The sequence below is a fragment of the Novosphingobium aeonii genome (genome assembly GCF_052279045.1).
In the GTDB taxonomy this organism is placed as follows: Bacteria; Pseudomonadota; Alphaproteobacteria; order Sphingomonadales; family Sphingomonadaceae; genus Novosphingobium.
The window spans coordinates 2,007,588-2,029,893 of the sequence record NZ_CP176833.1 but is presented as its reverse complement, the minus strand read 5'-3'; the positions used below and the strand labels follow the sequence as shown (position 1 = coordinate 2,029,893).

At 65.2% G+C, this 22,306-nt stretch carries 18 protein-coding genes; 6 read left to right on the top strand and 12 right to left on the bottom strand.

Features of this window, described 5'->3' with window-relative positions; translation table 11 throughout:
* Positions 1–26: 26 nt before the first annotated feature.
* The 7 genes from ACLIMP_RS24255 to ACLIMP_RS24225 all read right to left on the bottom strand — a co-directional run bounded on the left by ACLIMP_RS24255 (position 27) and on the right by ACLIMP_RS24225 (position 10,836).
* Positions 27–1,496 (bottom strand): aldehyde dehydrogenase, encoded by a 1,470-nt coding sequence (locus tag ACLIMP_RS24255; RefSeq protein WP_324699198.1) that lies wholly within the window; start codon positions 1,494–1,496, stop codon positions 27–29.
* 55 nt (positions 1,497–1,551) lie between these two features.
* Positions 1,552–2,004, bottom strand: coding sequence for a hypothetical protein (locus ACLIMP_RS24250; RefSeq protein WP_443478522.1), 453 nt, complete (start codon positions 2,002–2,004; stop codon positions 1,552–1,554).
* A gap of 15 nt (positions 2,005–2,019) precedes the next feature.
* Positions 2,020–4,422, bottom strand: coding sequence for a TonB-dependent receptor (locus ACLIMP_RS24245; RefSeq protein ID WP_443478521.1), 2,403 nt, complete (start codon positions 4,420–4,422; stop codon positions 2,020–2,022).
* Between the two features lie 195 nt (positions 4,423–4,617).
* Complete coding sequence (gene nov2, locus ACLIMP_RS24240; RefSeq protein WP_443478520.1) at positions 4,618–6,084, bottom strand: lignostilbene-alpha,beta-dioxygenase NOV2; 1,467 nt, start codon at positions 6,082–6,084, stop codon at positions 4,618–4,620.
* A 32-nt stretch (positions 6,085–6,116) separates the two neighbouring features.
* Positions 6,117–7,727 (bottom strand): GMC family oxidoreductase, encoded by a 1,611-nt coding sequence (locus ACLIMP_RS24235; RefSeq protein WP_443478519.1) that lies wholly within the window; start codon positions 7,725–7,727, stop codon positions 6,117–6,119.
* 11 nt (positions 7,728–7,738) lie between these two features.
* Positions 7,739–9,925, bottom strand: a complete 2,187-nt coding sequence (locus ACLIMP_RS24230; protein ID WP_443478518.1) for a PQQ-dependent dehydrogenase, methanol/ethanol family — start codon at positions 9,923–9,925, stop codon at positions 7,739–7,741.
* Positions 9,922–10,836 (bottom strand): NAD(P)H-binding protein, encoded by a 915-nt coding sequence (locus tag ACLIMP_RS24225; protein ID WP_443478517.1) that lies wholly within the window; start codon positions 10,834–10,836, stop codon positions 9,922–9,924. Before ACLIMP_RS24225 ends, ACLIMP_RS24230 begins: the two co-directional genes overlap by 4 nt.
* A gap of 97 nt (positions 10,837–10,933) precedes the next feature.
* Between ACLIMP_RS24225 and ACLIMP_RS24220 the strand changes: the two genes are divergently transcribed.
* Positions 10,934–11,455, top strand: coding sequence for a nuclear transport factor 2 family protein (locus ACLIMP_RS24220; RefSeq protein ID WP_185999271.1), 522 nt, complete (start codon positions 10,934–10,936; stop codon positions 11,453–11,455).
* On the opposite strand, the gene ACLIMP_RS24215 is transcribed toward ACLIMP_RS24220, so the two are convergent.
* The 3 genes from ACLIMP_RS24215 to ACLIMP_RS24205 are packed head-to-tail and all read right to left on the bottom strand — an operon-like array spanning position 11,427 to position 13,911.
* On the bottom strand, positions 11,427–11,957 hold the full coding sequence (locus tag ACLIMP_RS24215) for a hypothetical protein (protein ID WP_443478516.1): 531 nt from the start codon (positions 11,955–11,957) through the stop codon (positions 11,427–11,429). The genes ACLIMP_RS24220 and ACLIMP_RS24215 overlap by 29 nt on opposite strands.
* A complete protein-coding gene (locus tag ACLIMP_RS24210; RefSeq protein WP_443478515.1) occupies positions 11,954–12,361 on the bottom strand; it encodes a c-type cytochrome in 408 nt (135 codons plus the stop codon). Before ACLIMP_RS24210 ends, ACLIMP_RS24215 begins: the two co-directional genes overlap by 4 nt.
* Positions 12,358–13,911: an FAD-binding oxidoreductase gene (locus ACLIMP_RS24205; RefSeq protein ID WP_443478514.1), complete on the bottom strand. Its 1,554-nt coding sequence runs from the start codon at positions 13,909–13,911 to the stop codon at positions 12,358–12,360. The genes ACLIMP_RS24210 and ACLIMP_RS24205 overlap by 4 nt, the downstream gene beginning before the upstream one ends.
* Positions 13,912–14,316: 405 nt before the next feature.
* On the opposite strand from ACLIMP_RS24205, the gene ACLIMP_RS24200 reads away from it, so the two are divergent.
* Positions 14,317–14,730 carry a HEAT repeat domain-containing protein gene (locus tag ACLIMP_RS24200; protein WP_324699206.1) on the top strand — a complete coding sequence of 138 codons (414 nt, stop codon included), beginning with the start codon at positions 14,317–14,319 and terminating at the stop codon, positions 14,728–14,730.
* 350 nt (positions 14,731–15,080) lie between these two features.
* Here the strand turns inward: ACLIMP_RS24200 and ACLIMP_RS24195 are convergent, their stop codons facing one another.
* The gene (locus ACLIMP_RS24195; RefSeq protein ID WP_231635696.1) at positions 15,081–15,548 is read right to left on the bottom strand and encodes a Saro_0803 family transcriptional regulator; all 468 of its coding nucleotides are present in this window, start codon (positions 15,546–15,548) and stop codon (positions 15,081–15,083) included.
* 172 nt (positions 15,549–15,720) lie between these two features.
* Between ACLIMP_RS24195 and ligM the strand changes: the two genes are divergently transcribed.
* Positions 15,721–17,124, top strand: a complete 1,404-nt coding sequence (ligM, locus tag ACLIMP_RS24190; RefSeq protein ID WP_443478513.1) for a vanillate/3-O-methylgallate O-demethylase — start codon at positions 15,721–15,723, stop codon at positions 17,122–17,124.
* Between the two features lie 41 nt (positions 17,125–17,165).
* Here the strand turns inward: ligM and ACLIMP_RS24185 are convergent, their stop codons facing one another.
* Entirely contained in the window at positions 17,166–17,957 is a 792-nt protein-coding gene (locus tag ACLIMP_RS24185; protein WP_443478512.1) for a CmcJ/NvfI family oxidoreductase, read from the bottom strand.
* A 239-nt stretch (positions 17,958–18,196) separates the two neighbouring features.
* On the opposite strand from ACLIMP_RS24185, the gene ACLIMP_RS24180 reads away from it, so the two are divergent.
* The 3 genes from ACLIMP_RS24180 to ACLIMP_RS24170 all read left to right on the top strand — a co-directional run bounded on the left by ACLIMP_RS24180 (position 18,197) and on the right by ACLIMP_RS24170 (position 22,246).
* On the top strand, positions 18,197–20,611 hold the full coding sequence (locus tag ACLIMP_RS24180) for a TonB-dependent receptor (protein ID WP_185999275.1): 2,415 nt from the start codon (positions 18,197–18,199) through the stop codon (positions 20,609–20,611).
* A gap of 85 nt (positions 20,612–20,696) precedes the next feature.
* Positions 20,697–21,464 carry a glutathione S-transferase family protein gene (locus tag ACLIMP_RS24175; RefSeq protein ID WP_054436023.1) on the top strand — a complete coding sequence of 256 codons (768 nt, stop codon included), beginning with the start codon at positions 20,697–20,699 and terminating at the stop codon, positions 21,462–21,464.
* Positions 21,464–22,246 carry a glutathione S-transferase family protein gene (locus ACLIMP_RS24170; protein ID WP_443478511.1) on the top strand — a complete coding sequence of 261 codons (783 nt, stop codon included), beginning with the start codon at positions 21,464–21,466 and terminating at the stop codon, positions 22,244–22,246. Before ACLIMP_RS24175 ends, ACLIMP_RS24170 begins: the two co-directional genes overlap by 1 nt.
* Positions 22,247–22,306: the final 60 nt, after the last annotated feature.

Here is a 22,306-nt window from a genome sequence, read left to right as displayed (position 1 = left end):
TTCGCCGCGAGCAGCGCCCCGGCTTTTCAAAGCCGCGACGGCATCCCGTCGAGCAGGATCGTCTTGGTTTCGAGGAATGAGTGGAGGCCTTCGACACCACCTTCGCGGCCAATGCCGGACTGCTTGAAGCCGCCGAACGGCAGCCCGAATTCCAGCCTCATGCCGTTCTGCCCGAACCCGCCTGCGCGAATCCTGCGGCTGATCCGATAGGCAGCATCCACATCGCCGGTGAGAACCGAGCCATTGAGGCCGAAGCTGCTGTCATTGGCCAATTGAATGGCGTGTTCCTCGTCTTCGGCGGGGATCAGGCACAGCACCGGTCCAAAGATTTCCTCCTGCGCGATCCGGCTGGTGTTATCGACATTGGCGAAAAGCGTGGGCTCGAAGAAATAGCCCTTGTTCATCGACGTGGGGCGCTGTCCGCCCGTGACGAGATCCGCGCCTTCGCGGCCGAGTTCGACATAGCTTTCGACGCGTTCGAGCTGGCGTTTCATCGCGAGCGGGCCGAGCTGTGTATCGGGCGCATCGCTGCCGCCGATCTTCACGCCCTGCATGACACGGGCGATGGCCTCCGCCAGTTCGTCATGGCGGTGGCGGGGAACGATGGCGCGGCTGAGCATGGCGCAGACCTGCCCGCTCATCACCGTGATCGTGTTGCCCAGGATTGCGGCGGCGGCCTCTATGGGAAAATCGTCGCGCACGATGGCGGCCGATTTTCCGCCCAGTTCCAGCGTGCAGCGAGCGACACGACCCGCACAGACTTCGCCGATGCGCCTGCCCGCAACGGTCGAACCGGTGAAGCTCACCTTGTCGACGCCGGGATTGTTCACGAGATGGTCCGATGCTTCCCGGTCGCCGCAGACCAGATTTATCACGCCGGCCGGAATGCCGGCGGCTTCGGCGGCTTCGGCCATGATATAGGCCTCCAGCGGCGTTTCGGGGGAGGGCTTCATCACCACCGTGCATCCGGCAACGAGCGCGTAGGCGACCTTGCTTGAAAGGATGCCGTATGGCGCGTTCCACGGCGCGATGGCCACGGCCACGCCAACCGGTTCCTGCGCCACGATCGCGGTATCGACCTGCATGCTGGGGCGCCGCGTGACGAACTCGAAACTTTCACCAAGCGAGGCGATGAACCTGACGGTTGCCGTCGCGCCGCCGTGCATGATCGGGGCGAAGCTGGAAAGTCCGCCGACTTGCGCCGTCCATGCGCGGCAGAGTTCGGGTTCGCGCTTCGCCAGTTCGTCGGCCCAGCGGGCGACCATCCGGCCGCGCTCGGCCGGGGAAAGCTGCGGCCAGGGGCCGTTGTCGAACGCATCGCGCGCCGCGGCTACGGCGCGGTCCATGTCGGCCGCTACCGCCTCGGCCACCACGGCGACGACGTCCTCGCTGTTCGGTGAGACGATCTCGATCTGTCCCCCGGTGGAAGGCTCGACCCAGGAGCCGCCGATATAGAGCTTGTCGGGATGCCGCAGTTGCACGCCTTCGGGTGTCATTCTTCCGATCCTCTTCCGTGGCGCGCATCGTTTCGCATGGCGCCGTTTGATCTGATTAGACGTTAACGGATGTTATCGTGTCAATCCCGGGCGGTGCCAGGCTCGCGCCGAAATCCCGCCTGCCGCGCCAGGCCGTGATCGCGGGCAGGTAATAGGCCCGGTACGGCCAGAGCAGGACGGCGTTGAACACCACGGTCAGGGTGCCGAAGATTGCCTCGATCGCGCCCCATTCCAGCGCGAAGTTCCAGTAGGCGATCACCGCCGTCAGCGGCACGGCTGCCACGGCGACCAGCGGCATCATCCGGTCCGCCAGAACGAGAACGGCGATAGCGATCTCGATCACCTTGATCCAGGCAAAGAGCCCGCTGTGGATCAGGGCCAGCGTGAACTCCTGCCCCAGCGGCGTATTGCCGAGCGGTTGCAGGTCAAACGGCGTGAAGTATTCGGCGCCGGAAAACAGATACCAGAGTCCGAAGATCCAGCGGCTTGCATGGTAGATTATCCGCATCACCCGGCCTCGACGTCAGAACGTGCGGCGCAGCGAGAGAAACCACTCGCGCGGGCGGCCGACGGCGCCGGAATTGACCCCGTAGTTCGAGACGTTCTCGCTCTTTCCGGTGTAGTAGAACCTGTCGAACAGGTTGGTGATACCGGTGGCGAGCTGCCAGCCCCTGTCCGGAGATTCGTAAGTCAGCCTCAGGTTGAACAGGCTGCGGGCCGCCACCAGGTTGTAGGCATTGTTGACCGAGTTGAAGTAGAACGAAGACTGGTAGTTCCAGTCGAGCCTTGGGGTCAGCGAGCCGATCCCGAGGGCCGCCTCGTACTGGATGCCCGCGCTGGCCTGCCACGAAGGGTTGAACGGCGCCTTGAAGTCCTTTTCGACCAGCGTGGTGGCATCGACGCGGGTGTACCGGAAATGGAGGTAGCCTACCGAACCGTCGATGGTCAGTCCGTTCACCGGCTGGGCGAAAAGTTCGGCTTCCACGCCCCAGACCCTGGCGTCTCCCGCATTGGCCGGTTGCGAGCAGGTGGTGCTGACGCTTTCCGGACAGACGAAGCGGTTGATCTGGATGTCTTTGTAGTCATTGTAGAATGCGGTTCCGTTGAAGCGGATACGGCGGCCGAGGAGGTCAGACTTGAAGCCGGCTTCATAGGCGGTAAGGGTTTCTGGCTTGAAGGAGACGATCTGGTCCGGCGTATAGGGGCGCGGATTGATGCCGCCGCCCTTGTAGCCGGTCGCGACCTGCGCATAGGCCATCAGCGCCGGGCTGAAGCGGTAGTTCACGCCGAGGCGGTAATCGACCCGGCTCCCCTTGAACGAACCGACCTTGCCGTCGAGGCCGACCAGCAGGAAGTTCTCTGTCAGGAACGCGCCGCTTGGAAGCGACCCGTCGATGTTGCTGCGGTGGAATTCGTATGTCTTCCTGTCATCGGTGTAGCGAATGCCGCCGATCACGTTGAGATCGGGTGTCAGGTGGAACTCGCTATGCGCGAAGGCGGATATGCTGCGGTTGGTGACCGGGTCGTTTTCCAGGAAATTGAACAGGACGCTGGGGATCAGCACGCGGCCCGAGATCCGGTCGTCGGCATCGTAGTAGTACCCGCCGACAGTGAAATCGACGAGTGAGCCGACGCGGCCCGACAGGCGCAGTTCCTGCGTGAACTGGCGGTGCTCGTAGTCGAACTCCTGCACGAGGATCGATAGCGGCGACCCGTCGAGGTCGATGCCGGTCTGGCCGGTGGCCTTGCGGTATGCGGTGATCGACTTGAGGCTGAGATCGTCGGAAAGCTGCCAGTCGAGAGTTCCGGCGATACCCCAGCTCCTGGCGGAACTGTCGGGGCTGGTGTCGAAGCTGCCGGGCTCTACCTGGTAACTGGTGCCGAATGCGGTGGTGTAGTTGCCGCCTGCAGCGTAATTGGCATAACTCGAATAGGAATGGGCGCCGGTCAGGAACCGGCTGTCGAACGGGATACCGCCGGCCGGATCGTCGGCCACGTAACTGCGCACCCCCGGATTGTTTGCATAAAGCAGCTTGGTGGCCACCTGTTCGGACTTGTTGAGGGCATAGTCTCCCACCAGGTTCACTTCGATCGGCGAACCTTCCGGCGCGTAGCGCAGGGCGAGCCGAGTGCCCTGCACGTCGATCCCGCCTTCGGTGCCGGTCTTGCAATTGCCGCCCGAACTGGTTGCCGGGATTCCGGAATTCGGAAAGACGCAGCCATAGTCGAGCAGGTCCAGATATCCGTCGGTGTGCCGCGATACGCCGGAGATACGCGCATAGAAGCCGTCGGCGATGGTGAAGCCGGCGCTGCCGCGAAGGTCTATGCGCCCGAAGCTGCCGGTCGTGGCTTCCACGAAACCGCCGCCCTGTTCATCCGGCTTGCGGCTGAACAGCTTGACCGAGCCGCCGATCGAATTCTTGCCCGAGAGGGTGCCTTGCGGGCCGCGCAGCACTTCCACCCGGTCCAGATCGTTGAGGTCCAGGATCGCGCCGAAAGTCGTGCCGTAATAGACATCGTCGATATAGATGCCGACGCCGGGCTCCAGCGCGAAACTGGAATCGCTTTGGCCGATGCCCCGGATGAAAGCCTGAACCGCGCTGCCGTTTAGCCCGGTTGCCGCTGAAAGGTTGACGTTGGGTGCAACCGCCGTGAGGTCGGTGACGCTTGCCACGTTCTTGGCGGCGAGTTCTGCCCCGGTCGTTGCCGTGATCGCGATCGGGGTGTCCTGAAGACGCTGCGCGCGGAACTGGGCGGTGACGATGATCTCGGGCGTTGATACTACGGCCGCCTCGCTGCCGGCCGGCCCTGTCCTTGCCGTCTGTGCGTGGGCGAGGGGCGGGGTCGCAGCGGTGGCGACCAGGCCTGCGGCAAGTGCGGCCCAGGTCGTCCCGCACCTGTAAGAACCGGTACTGGCGCGTGGCATAGTTCCATTCTCCCCTCTCGCCCTCGGGATGGACGCCAGACTGCGGCGCGCCGCGTCCCCTTGGCCGCAGCCCGGCTTCTCCCGATCGGGCTTTGTTTTCGTTGTCGGCCGCTTTGGTGGGCCGTTCAGATGCGGCAGATTCGCCGGTATCGAGCGGTGCTGCCAGTCAAAATAGTAACGATCGTTATGAACATGTCAACTCGGTTTGCCTTGGGCCAGTTGCTCTGCCGAAACCCAGGCGCCATGGACCTGAGCCCGCATCGGCACCGGCATGGGGACGCGGGCAACCGGGCCTTTCGCGATGTCTGCGCCATCGACGATCCAGAGTTCGGAGGCGAAGCTGTCCGGCCCGGTCCGGCTGTCCACCACGGTCAGCAGCCAGCCGTCCTTGCCCGGCGCGCTCGCAGGAACGTGCACCGGTTCGTTTATCGCCATTTCGGGGCCGAGCGGCATCGCATCGACCCTGCCGTTGCCGGGCTCTATCCGCAGCATCATGTTGAAGGCGGCGCCGACCGGCCCGCCCGGCAGCGGCGGCCCGCCTTGCGGATTGACGGTCAGGTACCAGGCCGAGCGATAGGGGCGTCCCTGATCGGCATCCCGCAAGCGGGGCATGTCTCCGGGAGGGCCGATCACGCGGGATTCGAACGTGTCTCCGGGCTTTGTCAGGTCGAAGGTCCAGCGGGTGAGTCCGCCCTGGATTTCGTGCTGGGCGCGGTGCACGCCGCCCGCCTCGCGCATGAAGGCGAAGGCATTGGTGTCGGTCAGGCAGATGTCGAGATGGACCAGATCGCCATCGTCGAAAGCGTTCACGAGGTGGAATGCGGAAACGCCCCTGGGGCCCTTGAACCAGCGCATTTCGTCCACCTTGCCGTAGCGCGGCATGATGGCGACCCAGCTTTCCAGATCCTGCCGGTGCGCCCAGTGCGGGCCTCCGGCCCTGAGGCGATCGAGGTCGGCCGTGGTCGGGAAGATCGGGAACACCGCATGGCGCTCGGTTATGGCGAAGTCGTGGATGGTGGAGCAGTAGGGCTGCTGGAACCACTGTTCGGAAACGAGTTTGCCGTCCCGATCGGCGATGCAATAGGCGACATCGGTGCTGCACAGGCCGCCGGCTTCGTAGCCGAAGAAGAACAGTTCGCCGGTTTCGGGATCGAGGCGGGGGTGCGCGGTGAAGGTTTCGGACTTCAGCGCGCCGTAATAGTCCCAGCGTCCACGGGTTTCGAGGGTTTCGGGATCGATCTCGTAAGCGAGGCCGTCCTCCTTGGTCATGAACAGACGGCCCGCGTGCCAGACCGGCGTGGTATTGGCGACGGTGCGGTCGATACCGGCTGCCTCGGGCGTATCGGTGAAGGGATTGCGGTACTGGCCGAAGATCGCACGGCGCGCGGCCTTTTCGGCCTTGTAGCGGGCAGTTTCGACATAGCGTATCGCATAATCGACCTTGCCGTCCCGGATGGTGAATTTCCCGATCATGCCGTCGCCCGAAAGCGCGATGTCATCGCCGAACAACGGCGCATGGGCGGGGTCCGGCACGGCGCGGAAGAAGGCGCCATCGATGCCAGCGGGAATTTCGCCGATCACGTCGAGATTGCGGGCCGACCATTCGATGCCGACAGGCGTGTTGAGCCCGGTGAAATGAATGGTATCCGGGAATTGGGCCATGGTTCGATCCTCTCCGGTTGTCAGGTCTTCGGTCATGCGCTGCGTTTCAGCGCGGCGAGGATATGGTCCGCGCCCTTGTCCCCCACCATGATCGCGGTGGCATTGGTGTTGCCCGCCGGCAGCGTCGGAAATACCGAGGCATCGGCCACCCAGAGCCCGTCCACGCCGCGCACCGCCAGATCCGGGTCGACAACGGCCATCGCATCGCCGGCCGCGCCGATCCGGGCTGTGCCCACGGGGTGATAGAGCGGGATAGAGGCGAGCTTTACATAGTCCCGCAGCGCCTCGGCACTATCGAGCGCGGCTCCGGGCCGGACCTCGCCAGTGATGGATCCGGCTATCGGCGATGCGGCCATGATCCGGCGTGCGATGCCGATGCCTTCCACGATCTGGTCGATGTCGTCCTCGCTGCCGAGTTGGCGATGTTCTATCGCCGGAGGGGCAAGCGGATCGTTGGACCGCAGGGATATGCGCCCGCGATGCGAGGGCCGCATCAGGCCGACGAGGGTCGAGACGGCGGCATCCTTGCGCAGCATCAGCCGTCCGCTTTCGTCGAAATCGAAGGCGAAGGCGGCAAAGGAGATTTGCAGGTTCGGCGCGGGCAGGCCTTCCCGGCTGCGGACGAACGCCTGTGCATGGCCGATCGGGGTGGTGAGCGCGCCCCGGCGTGCCAGCACATAGCGCAGCACCTGCCAGGCGCCACGCAGGCCCTGCGCATCGGTGTTGAGCGTGCGTGCCGAGACCGTGTTGACGAGGTGCGTGCCGACATGGTCCTGCAAGTTGCGCCCCACGCCCGGCAGGTCCTGCTTCACCGGCAGGCCCATGTCGCGCAAATGCTCCTGCGGGCCGAGGCCGGAAAGCATGAGCAGGCGCGGCGTGTTCATCGATCCCGCGCTGAGCACCACGCCGCCGCGCGCGTGGAGGGTGAAGTCCTGGCCGTCCCGCCGGATCTTCACGCCGACCGCACGGCCGTTTTCCACCAGCACGCGCAGGACCTGGCACCGGGTTTCCACGCGAAGCCTGCCGCCGTGATTTCGCCCTTCGAGATAGCCGCGCGCGGCCGAGCAGCGCTGGCCGCCACGCTGCGACACCTGTACGCGGTCCACGCCTTCGGCATCTTCGCCGTTAAGGTCGCGCGAACGCGGGATGCCAGCTTCCCCTGCCGCCTCGATCCACCGTTCGGTGATTGGATAGCGCGCCCGCACTTCGCTGACGCCGATCGGCCCGCCAGTGCCGCGCCATGCATCGGCACCGCGTTCGTTGTCCTCCAGCCTGCGGAAATAGGGCAGGACGCTGGCATAGTCCCAGCCGCTAGCGCCGCATTCGGCCCAGTGGTCGTAATCCCAGCGGTGCCCGCGTATGAACATCATGCCGTTCAGCGCGCTGCCGCCGCCGAGCATCTTTCCCGCCGGCCACACGTCCACGCGCCCGCCCAGCGAAGGGTCCGGCTCCACCTTGTAGCACCAGTCGAAATCGGGGTTCTGCACCAGCGAACTGGTAAGCGCGGGCACGCGCGACTTGAGGATGCGGTCGCTGCCGCCCGCTTCCACGAGCACGGTGCGAATGCCGGCTTCGGCAAGCCGCCCGGCCATCGCCGCCCCGGCAGAACCGCCGCCCACGACGATGATGTCTGTCTCGTCCATCGCGCGGTTCCTTAATAGTTGGACAGGACGGTGAGGCTGGGCGCATCGAGCGGCTTGCCTTCCGCCCTGAGCTTCAGTTCGCGGCTGCGGACCTTGCCCTGTTCGTCGATCAGGTAGGCGTGGATGGCCTTGGCATCCTCCTTCGAGATCACGTCGTCCCAGCGGGGCATCCCGGCCGGAACGAACAGCCCTTCGAGCACGATACGGTCGAAGGCCGCGTGCGTTTCAGGCGCCATCCGGCGCAAGTCCGGCACGGGCGCGCGGAGCTGGTTGGAATGGCACATCGAACAGTTTCCGAAGAACACCGCCTGCCCGCGTGCGATCACTGCCGGGGTCACGCCGGGCGCCTGGGGTGGCGGCGGCGGAGCCACTTCCAGGGCCGGCAGCGGATCGGGTCTGGTCACCGCGCCGCCGTCCAGCCTGAACACCAGCAGCCGGTTCGCGTTTCCATACCTGTAGGCGGCCGAATAGCGCGGCACATAGCTCCAGCCCCCGCCGCCGAAGCCGGTCGCCACGGCAACATACTGCACGCCCTTGACCCGGTAGGTCATCGGTGCGGCCATGATCGAGCTGCCGGTGTCGATGGACTTGAGCACTTTGCCGCTGTCTGCATCCCGGGCCACGAACCGCCCCCCTATGGAGCCGTGGAAGACCAGCCCGGTGGTGGTCGCCAACATGCCGGGGCGGTCCTGCCAGCCTTCGGTGTCCACGGTCCAGCGCGCCTTGCCGGTCAGCGGATCGATGGCGCGGATCTGCGCGCTGTAGGGCTGCTTCTCCACCCACTTCCACTCGGGAAGGGCGCGAACCTGATCCTGCATCGGCTTGGGGAGCGTGGGCAGCAATGCCTTGAGATCGGCGGTGAACAGCAGCGCGGTTTCGACGTTGAGCGCTTTGGGCCGCCGTACATCGCCCTTGTCCAGCGGCGGTGTCGCGAACATCAGGTTGCCCATGTCCAGCACCGAGGCGAAGTAGAGCCCACGCCCGGGATCGTAAGCGGCAGGATACCAGTTGCGCGCGCCCGGAGAGGCGGGGAAGACGATTTTCGGACCCTGCCAGTAGGCGGAGCCTTCCGGCGTCTTGTCAGGCCGGCCGGTCTTGAGGTCGTAGCCCTTGGCCCAGCTCGTGCGGACCAGGGCGTTGACGGCGAGCGGCTTGCCGGTTTCCCGGTCGATCACGAAGATGAAGCCGTTCTTCGGCGAATGGATCACGACCGGGCGCCGCCTGCCGTCGATGTCCAGATCGGTGAACAGCATCGGCTGGGTGGCAGTGAAGTCCCAGGCGTCGCCCGGTGTCTCCTGATAGTGCCATTTCACCCGTCCGGTCTTGCGGTCGAGCGCGACGAGCGAGGACAAGTAGAGGTTGTCGCCCCCGCCGGGGGACCGCCGCATGATATTGTAGGGCCCGCCGTTGCCCACGCCGATGATGACAGTGTCGAACCGCGCATCATAGTTGATGGCATCCCACACGGAGCCGCCGCCGCCGATGTCCCAGCGGCTGTCCGGCGACCATGTCTTTGCGGCCTTGTCCAGCGCGGCATTCTCCTGTGGGCCGAGCCGGGGATCGTGGGGCACGGTGAAGAAGCGCCAGGCCTGTTTGCCGGTTGCGAGATCATAGGCGGTAACGTAGCCGCGCACGTCGTACTCGGCACCGGCATTGCCGATGATCACGAGGTTGCCCGCCACTTCCGGCGCGCCGGTAATGGTATAGCCGCGCGAGCGGTCGGTGATCGTGTCGACTTTCCATGCGACTTTGCCGGTCTTCGCGTCGAGCGCGTAGAGCCAGCCGTCCAGCGTGCCGACCATGACCTTGCCGCCGGCCACCGCGACACCGCGATTGGCCTGGTCGCAGCAGGCGGACCGGTTGGCCTGCATGTCCACCTCGGGTTCGAACGACCAGAGCGGCGTTCCGTTCGCCGCGTCCAGTGCATAGACGCGGCCCAGGTTGCCGCTGGTGTACATGATCCCGTCGATCACCACCGGCGTCGCTTCCTGCACGCGGTTGGTGCCGAGATCGTGGGACCACGCCAGGCCCAGGCGCGAGACGTTGCCCTTGTCGATCTCGGTAAGGGCGGAGAAGTGCGTGGCCTCGGCATTGCCCTTGGGGGAAGGCCAGTCGTCCCCCGTGCCGGCGGCGGGTTTGGCGCCGGAACAGGCTGCGAGCAGCGTGGCGGGAACCAGTACAAGTGAAAGGCGGATCATTGCGGCCATGCTCCCCGGTGCTGCAGCATCACGTCGCGGAGCGAGCGGGGCGGACGGCCTGAGAGACGCTCGACGTGATCGGTGCAGCGCGCAAAGAACCCTTCACGGATCGCGGTGCCGAACGTCACCATGTCGTCGCTGGACCATGGGATCGGGCCATCGGGAACGATATCGGAGGCATGGCGCGGCACGCCCAGGGAATCGAAGTAGGCGAACATCGCCTCGTCATCGACGTGCTCGACTGTGATGGGCTTGCCGGCGATCCCGCTTGCCATCGCGAGCGCTTCGGGGATGGAGAGCAGCTCGGGACCGGTGAGGGTATAGGCGCGGTTCCCGTGCCCGTCCTGCGTCAGCACGCCGACGGCGGATGCCACGCAATCGTCCCGGCTCACGAAGCCGACCTTTCCATCGGCACAGTTGTCCGGCTTGTGGCCGGTCGCGAGCGCGGGAATGACCATGGCGAGGGCGATGGCCTCGGAATACTGGCTGTCTCGCAGATGGGTCCACTGCGCGCCGGACGCCTCGACGATCTCTTCCGTGGCACGGTGATCGTGCCGGACGATGGCGGGATTGTCAGGCGCGTCGGCAGAAATCAGCGAGGTGTAGACGATGTGACGCACCCCGGCCTGCACTGCCGCTTCCACCGCATGGCGATGCTGGCCCACGCGCGTGCCGACGCGCGCGGTGCTGATGAGCAGCATCCTTTCGCCGTCCGCCATGGCATGGGGCAGGGAGGTGGGATCGTCGAAGTCCGCCGCGCGGACCTGCGCACCTGCCTCGGCAAGGGACTTGAGCTTCTCCGGCGTCCTGGTCAGGAATATGAGGTCTTCCGGCGCGCAGCGTTCGAGCAGCAGCCCGGCCGCGGCCTTGCCGAAGGCGCCCGAAGCGCCGGTAACGATGATCTTGCCCACGTGTCCCTCTCGCTCGCGCCCCGATTCCCGCGAGGTCGCTTGCGAACAATAGTAACGAGTGTTACGGTGTGGTCAAGGCACACAAATCAGAGAGAGAATGACATTGCCGCTGCTGCCGATTGAAGACCGACTGGCGCTTCAGGACCTGATCGCCGATTATAGCTGGGCGCTCGACACAGGCGACGTCGAGGCGCTGGTTTCCTGCTTCACGCCGGATGCCCGGATGGTGGAGGAGGTCTTCGAGGACCCGGATATCTGGGAAGGGCACGAGGGCATTCGCGGGATTGCGGAGCATTACCGCAACGCGCCGGGGTTTCCGGGGCGGCAGCATCACGTCACCCAGATCCAGTACCGCCCCCAGGACGACGGCTCCGTGAAGATGCGCGCCTTTGCCTTCGTGACCGAGTGCGAAGGCGAGCCGCCCTATGTCCTGCGCTTCACCGGCTGGTATGACGATCATGCGGTGCGCTGCGAGGACGGGCGCTGGCGCTTTCATCGGCGCACGGTGCGGCTGTGGGATGGGGAAGTGCTGCGCAACTTCCCGGGGCGGGGAGAATGGGTGGCCCGCAAGCGGCCGGAATCCCTTGTTATCAGGCCTTTGGCCGCAAAACCCAGCTGAAGGCGGGCTCCGGGCGGGGTACAGGCCGGAGCGGTGATGGCCCTGACGCTGTGCCCAGCGCCAGCTCCGCGAAGGCTTCGGGCCAGCAGGGACCGGCGGCGCGGGCGAGCGAGGCCAGCGTTTCTGCCGCCACGGAACAGCGCGTTCTTGGCCGGCGAGCTTCCCGATGCTGGATCGAGGCCAGTTCCTCGTATCCCGCCTCGCCTGCCACTTCGGCAAACAGCAGGTGGTCCGCATGGCGGGTCAGGCCGAATATGCGGGCGGGGCGCCGGGCCAGCAACTGGCGGACGAGGCGCACCCGTTCGCCATGCAGCGCCACCGAATGGGTGCCCAGCGCCGCGGCATGGGCGGCGAAGCGGCGGCCGCTCGCCATCGTGTTGTCGTGAACCAGCAGCACGGCGCCTTCTGCGGGCCGTCCCGCCAGCGCGGTGCCGAGCACCGCCAGCGGCGCTGCCGCGGCTGCACCGCCGATCAGGCGGCGGCGGGTAATCCCGGCCGTCACTGCGCTTTCCCCCCATTTGCGTCACGCTTGGCGAGGTAGCCTGCGATCAGCCCCATCTGCTCGTCGCTCACTTCGCCGCGCGGGATCGCCGGCATGTTGCCGATGCCGATGCGCGCGGCCTGCACCACGAAATCTGCGCTGAGATCCTTGCGCTTTTCCAGAGCCGGTTCGTCCACCCGCCGCGCGAGCAGCCCGGTGCCCATGCCGACCGGGCCGTGGCACATCGCGCATTTCTCGATGAAGAGCCGCTCGCCCGGGCCGGCATCCGGCCGCGATGCCAGCGTTACCGGTGGGGGCATGGGCGGCGGTCCCTTGGCGGCAGCCCCGGCGGAGGCGCCTTCCTTCGTGCCGCCGCAACCGGCGAGCAGGGAGAGCGCGAGCAGGGGGGGCAGTGCCTTCCTCATGCCGCCGCCTCCGCCGCTTTCGCGGGCCGGATGCCGCTCTTGCCCGGCGCGATGATGCCCATGGGATCGAGCGCCGTCTTCACGCGCTCGTTCAGCCGCAGCAGCGCATGGTCGTTGAAATCGTAGGTTCCGGCAACAAGGTCCATATAGTCCAGATGCGTGCGATATTCGCCGTAACCCTGCGCTCTCGCGTCGGCGATGAGCTGGCGCAGGAAGGGATCGACCTTGCGCATCATCGCCTCGTCGTCCTTGTTCAGGAGCACGGCGTTGACGTTGATGAGGTGGCGTTCTCCGAAGGCGAAGCTGGCCTGATAGTCCATGCCGTGTTCGCGGTAGCGCGCGTAAGTCCGCTTGAATTGCGCCATGGCGGCGCTGCCCGATTGCGGCAGCACCGGGGAGAAGCCCAGATGCCCGCCCCGGCCGCCGTGCCAGTTGGCGTTCTGCATCGGGAAAGTGACCGGCGTGCCCGTCCAGCCCGAGGCTTCCAGCGGTGCCCCGCGCTTCCATTCGGCAGGCCGCAGGCTCATCGGCCTGAGGCGCTGCATCTCCTGCTCCAGCACGGCATAGGCGGCCTTGTTCACGCTTTCCCGGCCGTAGAGCCGCAGGCTCACGCCCCACCAGCCGACCTTGTACTTGTCGCGGATCGCCTGGATCACGCTGTCGCTGAGCGCGCCGGGGTCCTTCGTCCACTGGTCGCGCGTGGTCAGCACGGCGGCGGCGCGCAGCCAGTTGCCGATGGTGGGCGATTGCTGGAGCAGCCCCTCGCGCCGCAGCGGGGCGATCGCGTCGATCAGCGGGCCGAGGTCTTCCGGGCGGTCGAACTCCACATCCATGCCCATCAGCGATTCCGGCTCCGGCATCAGCCAGAGCCCCATCTTGGTGACGACGCCGAAGTTGGACTGGACGAAGAGCTGGTCCCAGGCCGGGCCGAAGCCGTAGCGATAGAGCTGCCATGTCGGCGAACCGTCCATCGCGCCCATGCCGGTGCGCAGCAGGGTGCCGTCCGCCAGCACCACTTCCATGCCGCAGATCTTGCTCGTGTTCTCGCCATATGGCGTATAGCCGACCCCGCGGTCGAGCGCGTTGCCGACCACCGAACCCCACGAATTTCCGGGGGTGGACAGCCAGTGCTTCATGCCGCGCGCCTGAAGGAAATCGTAGAGATCGTAGAAGCCTGCGCCCGGTTCCAGCAGGACGGTTCCGTTGGCCTCGTCGTATTCGATCCTCTTCATGCGGGAGAGATCGAGGATCACCGACCCGGCAAGCACCGGGGCGCTGCCGCCATAGCCCAGGTTCTTGCCCCGGCTGATCGGCCAGAGCGGGATGCGGTGCTCGCGGGCGATCCGCATCACCGCCTGTATCTCCTCGACCGTGGCGGGGGCTACCGCACCTGCAGGATGGTGCAAGGCGTCGTCTACCGCGAACTTGTCCTGATAGGCTGCGATGTCGGTTTCATCGAAGTAGACGTGAGCGGCACCTAAAGCGGACTGAAAGGCACCTAGCGCCTGCCTGGCACGCGCGGGATCGAGCGCGGGAAGGGGCAGGCTCATGGCAGCCTCGCCCGCCGCGAAACACTGTCGCGAACCCCGGATCCGCCCTTCCCGTAGCCGCCGTTCATACGGGCACGCGGCGCGCGCACGCTCTCTTCGACCTTCGAATCCATCTCGCTCCACCGCCCTTTGCAGGCTTGTAATTCATAACGATCGTTATCGTTTCAGATGGAGTCGCGCTTGTCAACGCAGGGATGGAATGCCGTTCGCGCAGGGCTCTGCGTCCAGGCGGCATGGACAGGTTTCAGAAGGTTGCCTTTTCCGCCGCTCGATCGAAAGCTGCACTTACGGACACGCCAACGTTCCAGGCATTATTGCTGCCCTGCGCTGGTCATGGCATGTCGTCATGATGATCGAGCGCTATGAACCTCCCTCGGAATTTCTGAAATCGGTCATGCTGAGCAAGTGCCGCTGGCCGATGGACCGTTTGCTGCTGCGAACCTTGAGAGGCTCATAGAACTCACTCGTGACCCTGATCGCGCAAATCGCGATTGGGCCGTCTTGCTTCTAAGCCAAGAGGGCAGAGGCACATCCGCCGTGCGAGATGCGTTATTTCGTGCCGCATCAGACGCGGACGATTGCGTCAGAGGCGAAGCGATATTGGGGCTTGCCGGCCTTGATCCCATTACCGCGCTCCCATTCGTACAAGCGGAACTCAGAAGGGAATCAATTACGATCCCTGCGCTGGAAGCAGCCAGCATTTGTGCGGACCCTTCATTGATCCCTGATCTGAAAGTATGGGCGGAGCCTTCCGATCAGCCTTCCGCAGACAAGCTGGCTGCGGAAGCGCTGGCAGCCTGTGAGCGGGCCGTTCGCTAGCCCGCAATTTCAGTCATTCCGGTCGTGTGCTGGCCTTCCCGAACCGGAACGATCGGATTTCACGATTTTAATCTGAAACTTGCCGTTCGGCGAACGCCCCATGGAAGACATTACCGATATGCAGCCTTCCGCCGTGAACATTACCTCTTGGGAGGAGCGCTTTGATGCTCGCGCCGAGACTTACGGTGGTCGGTCGGATGGTTGGGGGTTCTTTCGAGTCTAATCGACTGTTTTCCGACAGTCGTGGCGCGAAACCTGTCGGTCTCAAATCCACCCATTCCTGACATAAAGGCCATCTTCCGCAGTTCCTGATAGCTGCCGGTCGGTCGCCACGGGATGTGTCTCGCCGCCTAGCCGTGAATGCGCTCCAGCAGGCTGATCAGGGTCTCGACTTCGGCTTCGGAGAACCGCCGCTTCAGCCAGGCCTCGTGCGCGCGCACGGCCTGGCGGGCCTGCTCCAGCATCTCGGCACCGGCGGGCTGGAGGTGCAGCGCCAGCTTGCGCCGGTCCCCCGGAATGGGTTCGCGCCGCAGCAGGTCGCGCGCGGCGAGGCGGTTGATGATCTCCGTCGTCGTCGCCCGGTCCATCTGGAGGTGCTGCGAGAGATCGGTCTGCGAAAGACCCGGCCAGTCAGCCACCAGCCAGAGCACCGAGACCTGCTTCTGGGTCAGGCCGAGTTCGGAAAAGGTTTCGGTGAAGTGCCGATAGACCGCGCCATGCGCCAGCCGGATATGGAATCCCAGGACCGAATCGAGGTCGCCACGACCCACTTCGGCAACCGCGATCGCGGCGTCTGCGCTGTCTCTGTTCTTGCCCACGGGCGCGATGCTAGCCGCGTTCCCGGTCCGCGCCAAGCGGATTGCGGGCGGAAGTCTGTCTCCTCGCGATATTGTTCGTGGCACGAACATTTCGCTTGTCCGCACCTGCCCCCAGCGTTACTTTTCATGGACGCACGCGGCAGCGCCGTGGCGGGACAATGGGAGATTCGTGATGGCCGGCAACCTTGAACAGGTTCTGCAAAAGGCAGGAAATACCGTGGAAATGCTGCGGAATTCGCAGCTTGGCGCCTATGTCTATCCGGTCGTGGCGCCGGAATTCTCGAACTGGCGCTCGGAACAATGGGCCTGGCAGCACGGCGCCGTCCTGTTCGACCAGTCGCACCACATGGTGAACCTCTACATTCGCGGCAAGGACGCGATGAAGCTACTGTCCGATACGATGATCAACTCGCCCAAGGGGTGGGAGGTCAACAAGGCGAAGCAGTACGTGCCCACCACGCCCTATGGCCACGTCATCGGTGACGGCATCATCTTCTGGCAGGCGCCGGAGGAGTTCTGCTACGTCGGCCGTGCGCCCGCCTCGAACTGGCTGCGCTATCAGGCGGAGCAGGGCTACGACGTCCAGCTCGAACTCGACGACCGTTCGCCGATGCGGCCGATGGGCAAGCCGGTCACGCGTTCGGTCTGGCGTTTCCAGATCCAGGGACCGAAGGCCTGGGACGTGATCGAGAAGCTGAACGGCGGCCCGCTGGAGAAGCTGCGCTTCTTCAACATGAGCACCATGAACATCGCCGGAAAGACCATCCGCACCTTGCGCCACGGCATGTCCGGCGCGCCGGGCCTCGAAATCTGGGGCCCTTACGAAGAGCAGGAGGAAGTGCGCGCCGCGATCCTGGAGGCGGGCAAGGAATTCGGCCTGATCGCCTGCGGCAGCCGTGCCTATCCTTCCAACACGCTGGAATCCGGCTGGATTCCCTCGCCGCTTCCGGCCATCTACACGGGCGAAAAGCTCCAGGGCTTCCGCGAATGGCTGGGCGCCGACAGCTACGAGGCGACCGGTTCGATCGGCGGCAGCTTCGTGTCGGACAATATCGAGGACTATTACCTCAACCCCTGGGAACTGGGCTATGGGCCGTTCGTGAAGTTCGACCATGACTTCCACGGCCGCGAAGCGCTGGAAGCGCTCGATCCGGCAAGGCAGCGCAAGAAGGTGACGCTGGCCTGGCACCCGGAGGACATGGCGAAGATCATGGCCTCGCTGTTCGATCCGGACGGCGAGCAGTACAAGTTCTTCGACGTGCCGCTGGCGAACTATGCCTCGTCCAACTACGACCGCGTGACCGACGCGGATGGGCGCACCATCGGCCTCTCGATGTTCACCGGCTATTCCTACAACGAGAAGCAGGCGCTTTCGCTTGCCACGGTCGAGCCCGACGTGCCGGTCGGCAGCGAAGTGCGCGTGGTCTGGGGTGAGGAGAACGGCGGCACCCGCAAGTCCACGGTAGAGCCGCACAAACAGCTTTCGGTGCGCGCGATCGTCTCGCCGGTGCCCTATTCGCGCGTGGCCCGCGAAACCTATCAGGACGGCTGGCGCACCCAGCGCGCCGACGCCTGATCCCGAAAAGGCGGCCGGGCCCTTCCAGCCCGGCCGTTCTTTCAGAACCAGTAAGCGATCGCGCGCATCTCGATCGAGGCGCGGGGCGGGGTTTCCGGCGGGGTCAGCGGGTTGTCGAATGCGACGTGCGGGACGCAGTTGGCGCGGGCGGGGTCGGTGTCGTGGGTCTTGAACACGATGACTTCGCGCGGCGTCATGTCGCTGAACCAGCACCAGCGGTGCCCCGGCGAATGGGCGAGCACCAGCCCTTCGAAGGACCACACATCCACGCCGTCGCGGTCGAAGATGGCGTCTGCGGGCAGCAGGTCTCCGGGGGCGAGGCTGCGCGCGTCGCACAGGGCCAGTGGCACGTCCTGCGGCGGGCCGGAAGTGGCGCGCCAGATGTTGTAATGTGCCGATCGGCGCGGCGCCGCGTTTCCTTCCGGCAGCGAACGGGCGGAAAAGGCGCGCGCGGTCTCTCCCGAGATATCGACATGGGCAAAGCGCGCCGGGCGTGAATTGTCGAGCCGGCCGGAAAGGTCGGAGCGTTCCGCGAATCGGCGCACGCCCGGCGCGGTCACCACCACCAGGTCGGCGCCGGTCAGGCCGGTCAGCAAGTCCACGATTTCCTGCGGATGATGCGCTTTCACCTCTTCGTCGCGGGCGAAATCGGCGATCGAACTAACATGTGAAACAATTTGGAACCCTTCCGAATCCAGGGTGGGTTTTGTGTTCCTCAGATCACTTAGCGACATGCGCCGCGGTGCGAGAACGATGGTGTCGCGTGACGAGTCGTTGGCGCGGTAGGCCATGCGATGGCCGGTTCTCGCGACATAGGCAATTTCTGCATCCATCCCTGTTTTCCGCCTTTTACGTAGTTAAGAAATGGCCAAAATCGGCCCTTCGGTGATTTTGCCATGGTCTTGTCGAAGGGCCTTGATCGGCCGCGATCCGGCAATTTCGATATCAGACACGACAACCCTCTTGCCATCCCAATATTGTATGCCATACAAACAACATATCGCCGGTAAGGGCGGTCAGGAAGCGCAAGGCACGAACAAAGTGTCGGCGCTGGTTCGGGAGAGGGACCAAGATGCACATCACCAAGACGGCACGCCTGCGGCGCGCTCTTCTTCTTTCGGTTTCATGCGGCGCGGCCCTTGCAGGCGCACCGGCCCTGGCGGAGGAAAAGGCCGCGGCGCAGGATCAGGCAGGGGCGCCGCCACAGGCCGGTGAGCAGGCCGATGACGCCCGGACGCCGACGATGCCCGAGATCATCGTCACCGCGCAGTTCCGCGCACAGAAGCTTCAGGACACTCCGCTGTCGATCACCGCGGTGGACGCCGCACTGCTCGAAGCGCGCAACCAGACCGACGTTTCGCAGATCGCCGCACAGGCGCCGAACGTGCAGCTTACGGAAATGGGCGGCGCCTTCGGTTCCTCGATGGCGGTCTATGTGCGCGGCATCGGCCAGTATGACTTCAACCCCGCCTACGAGCCGGGCGTGGGCATGTACGTGGACGATGTCTACTATGCCACGCTGACCGGCAACATCATGGACCTGCTCGATCTGGAGCGCGTGGAAATCCTGCGCGGGCCGCAGGGCACGCTGACCGGGCGCAACTCGATCGGCGGCGCCATCAAGATGTTCTCGGCCCGGCCCACGGCCGACGATTCCGGCAAGTTCGACGTCGTCTACGGCGCACGCCAGCGCGTGGACCTGCGCGGCAGCGTGAACTTCGGGCTGACCGACACGCTGTTCGCCCGCGTTGCCGGGGTCTACAAGCACCAGGACGGCTACGTCGACCAGATCGACTACGGCTGCGCCAATCCGGACAATGCGCTGGGCATTGCCGGCAATCCCTCCACCCCGGACAACTGCGTCGTCGACAAGCTTGGCGAGCGTAACTACGGCGGCCTGCGCGGCTCCTTGCGGTTCAACCCGAGTGACAGTTTCGACTGGACCGTGACCGGCGACTACACTTACGAAAAGCGCACCGCCGCGGCAGGCGTGCTGACCCAGAACGACACCACCAAGACCGACGGGGTGGACTTCGTCTGCGGCCGGTTCTGCACCTATGCAAGCTGGTATCTGCCCGCGGGCGGACAGGCGGCGCAGGCATATTACATGCCCAATACCGTGAAGTTCACCGGCTGGGGCGTGTCGAGCGACATGTCGATCGACCTCAATGACGATCTCAACGTCAAGTCGATCACCGCCTACCGCGAATATCGCCAGATGTACGGTACGGACGACGACTATACGCCCAACCCGAACATCGGCGGCGGCGGCTTCAATGACCTGACCTTCCGGTTCTTCAGCCAGGAGCTGCGCCTGAACGCGAAGTTCGGCGATTTTGCCGACCTGACCGTGGGCGGCTACTACAGCGACCAGAAGTCGGTCTACTTCACCCGCCAGGACATCCGCTACATCGGCCACGGCAACCCCGTGCTGTTCCTGCAGTTCCAGGGTGACGACCCGATCCGGGCGAACAGCAAGGCGGTGTTCGGCACCGTGATCCTGCATCCCACGCCCGACCTCAACGTGACCGGCGGCATCCGCTACACCAAGGAGCACAAGGACTACACCTTCGTGCGCAAGGCCTGGAACGGCGGCCCGCTCACCGATATCTTCGGCGTCGGCGCGCTGGACGGGACGGTGGCGAACTACGACGGTGATCGCGTGGACTACCGCATCTCGGTGGACTACCGCTTCAGCCCGCAGACGCTGGCCTATGCAACGGTCAGCACCGGCTTCAAGGGCGGCGGCGTGACGGCGCGCCCCTTCACCCAGGCGCAGGCGGTCAACGGCACGTTCACGCCCGAGACGCTTACCGCTTATGAAATCGGCGTAAAGAACGACCTGTTCGGGCGGCGGCTGCGCCTCAATCTTGCGGCGTTCTACAACGATTACAAGAACATCCAGCTTCCGCTGGCGGACTGCGCGATCCTTGACGGGTTCGAGCCGGGCACCGATCCCTATCCTTGCGCGGCGATCGGCAATGCCGGTGACGGCAAGATGTACGGCGCTGAACTGGAACTTGGCGCCAACCCGTTCGACGGGCTGGACATCGACGCCTCGCTGAGCTGGATCGATGGAGAATGGAAGCGCATCGGCCCGCAGGTGGGCAATTCGATCCGCATCGGCGATCCGATCACCACGCCCAACTGGCGCGGCAGCTTCGGCATCCAGTACCGCGCCGACCTTGGCAAGAACGGCTCGATCACGCCGCGCTTCGACCTTGCCTATACTGGCAAGCAGAGCCTCGGCCGCCTGCCGGGCAGCGCGACGCTGGACTACAACCCTTCGCGCGTGATCGGCAATGCCCGCCTCACCTGGCGCAACGAGGATGACGACCTGTCGATCTCGTTCGAAGTGCAGAACCTGTTCGACAAGTACTACCTCCTGCCGATCCGCTTCGCGGCGCTCTATGCCTCTGCGGGAACCACTTATTCGAACGTGGGCCGCCCGCGCGAATGGGCGGTGAGCGTGCAGAAGAAGTTCTGACGGGGGAGTGGCGGGGCCGGTCGCCGGAAGAGGGCGACCGGCCCCGTCCCTTCGCAATGAAAACAGTGCAACGGAGACGGGCCGGATGGCAGGCGTGACACTTTACCACTGGGAGCCCAATGCCAATTCGGGCAAGCCCATGCTGGCCTTGATGGAGAAGGGCGTCCCCTTCGACAGCCACTACATCGACATGCTGCAGTTCGATCAGCATCGGCCGGAATATCTCGCGATCAATCCGCAAGGCACGATCCCGGCGATGACTCACGGTTCGCGCGTGCTGGTGGAAAGCACCGCGATCATGGAATACGTCAACGAGGCGTTCGCCGGGCCCGCGCTGATGCCGCAAGGCGCGCAGGATCGCTGGCGGGTGCGCTGGTGGATGAAGTTCATGGACCAGTGGCTGGCGCCCAGCTTTTCCATGATCGGATGGAGCGTCTTCGTCGGCCCGATGGTGCGCCGGCGCGATCCGGCCGAACTGGAAGCCGCGATCGAGCGTATTCCCCTGCCGGAACGGCGGGTCTCGTGGCGGAAAGCGATCCACGGCACGTTCTCGGAGGCGGAAATGGCGGAAAGCCAGCGCCGCGTCGCGCTGGGCATCGAACTGCTGGAGGCGGAACTGGGCAAGCGGGAATGGCTGGCGAGCGACACTTACAGCCTGGCCGACATCAACGGCTTCAACCTTGCCTATGCGATCCCCCTGTCGCAGCCGACACTTTCCAATGACGAAAAGACGCCGAACCTGCTGCGCTGGCTGCGCGCGGTCTATGCCCGCCCGGCGGTGAAGCAGTGCTGGGCGCTGGGGCGGACCGACATGGTCAAGCGGGTGGCCATTCTCGAACAGGAGCGGATCTGATGGCGATGGTGCTCTATCACGGCGCGGCGAACGGTCCTTCGCTGGCGGTGCTTGCGGCTCTGGCGGAATCGGGGGTGGCAGTGGAACGCCGCCCGATCGACCTGCTCGCGGGGGAACGCCATGACCTGCCCGGCGTCGACGAGCCGCTTGCGCGCGACATGGGGATCGAGGGCGAAGGCCCGGTGCTGCTGGTGGACGGGGAGGCCATGACCGAGTCCGTGTTCCTTGCCCAGTTCTTCGACGAGCTTTCCGACGTGTCCTCGCTCCAGCCCGCCGATCCTTTTGCGCACTGGGAAATGATGATGTGGTGCCGCCAGATCACCGAGCGCCTGTCTCCGGCGGCGGCGCTGCTGGGCAATCTCGCGTTCTCGCGCGGGCGGCTGGCGGCGATGGCGGATGCCGATTTCGGCGCCATAGCGGACCGCATCGTCAGCGCCGACTTGCGCGCGCGCTGGGAAGTCCTGCGTGACGGCGCCGTCGATCCGGCACAAGTGGAGGACAGCCGCGCCAAGGTGTCGCAGGCGGTGGAACGCTGCGAGGGCAAGCTGGCGGATGGCCGCGAATGGCTGATGGGCGCCTTGACCATTGCCGATTTCGAGACGTTCGCCTGGCTCGCCGGGATGGAGCAGATCGTGCCCGAGGCTTTCGCCGACAAGCCGCTGACCGCCGCCTGGCTGTCGCGCGTTCGTGCCCGTCCCAGTGTTACGGCGGCGCTGGCGGATGCGGGCGGTGATTCCACCCGCTTCTGGGCGCCGGGGCCGGAGATCAATCGCTGGGGGTGAAGCAGGCCCCCGAAAATCTCGCAGTTGCACAAGCCGGTCCGAAACGAGGCCGGGAAACGG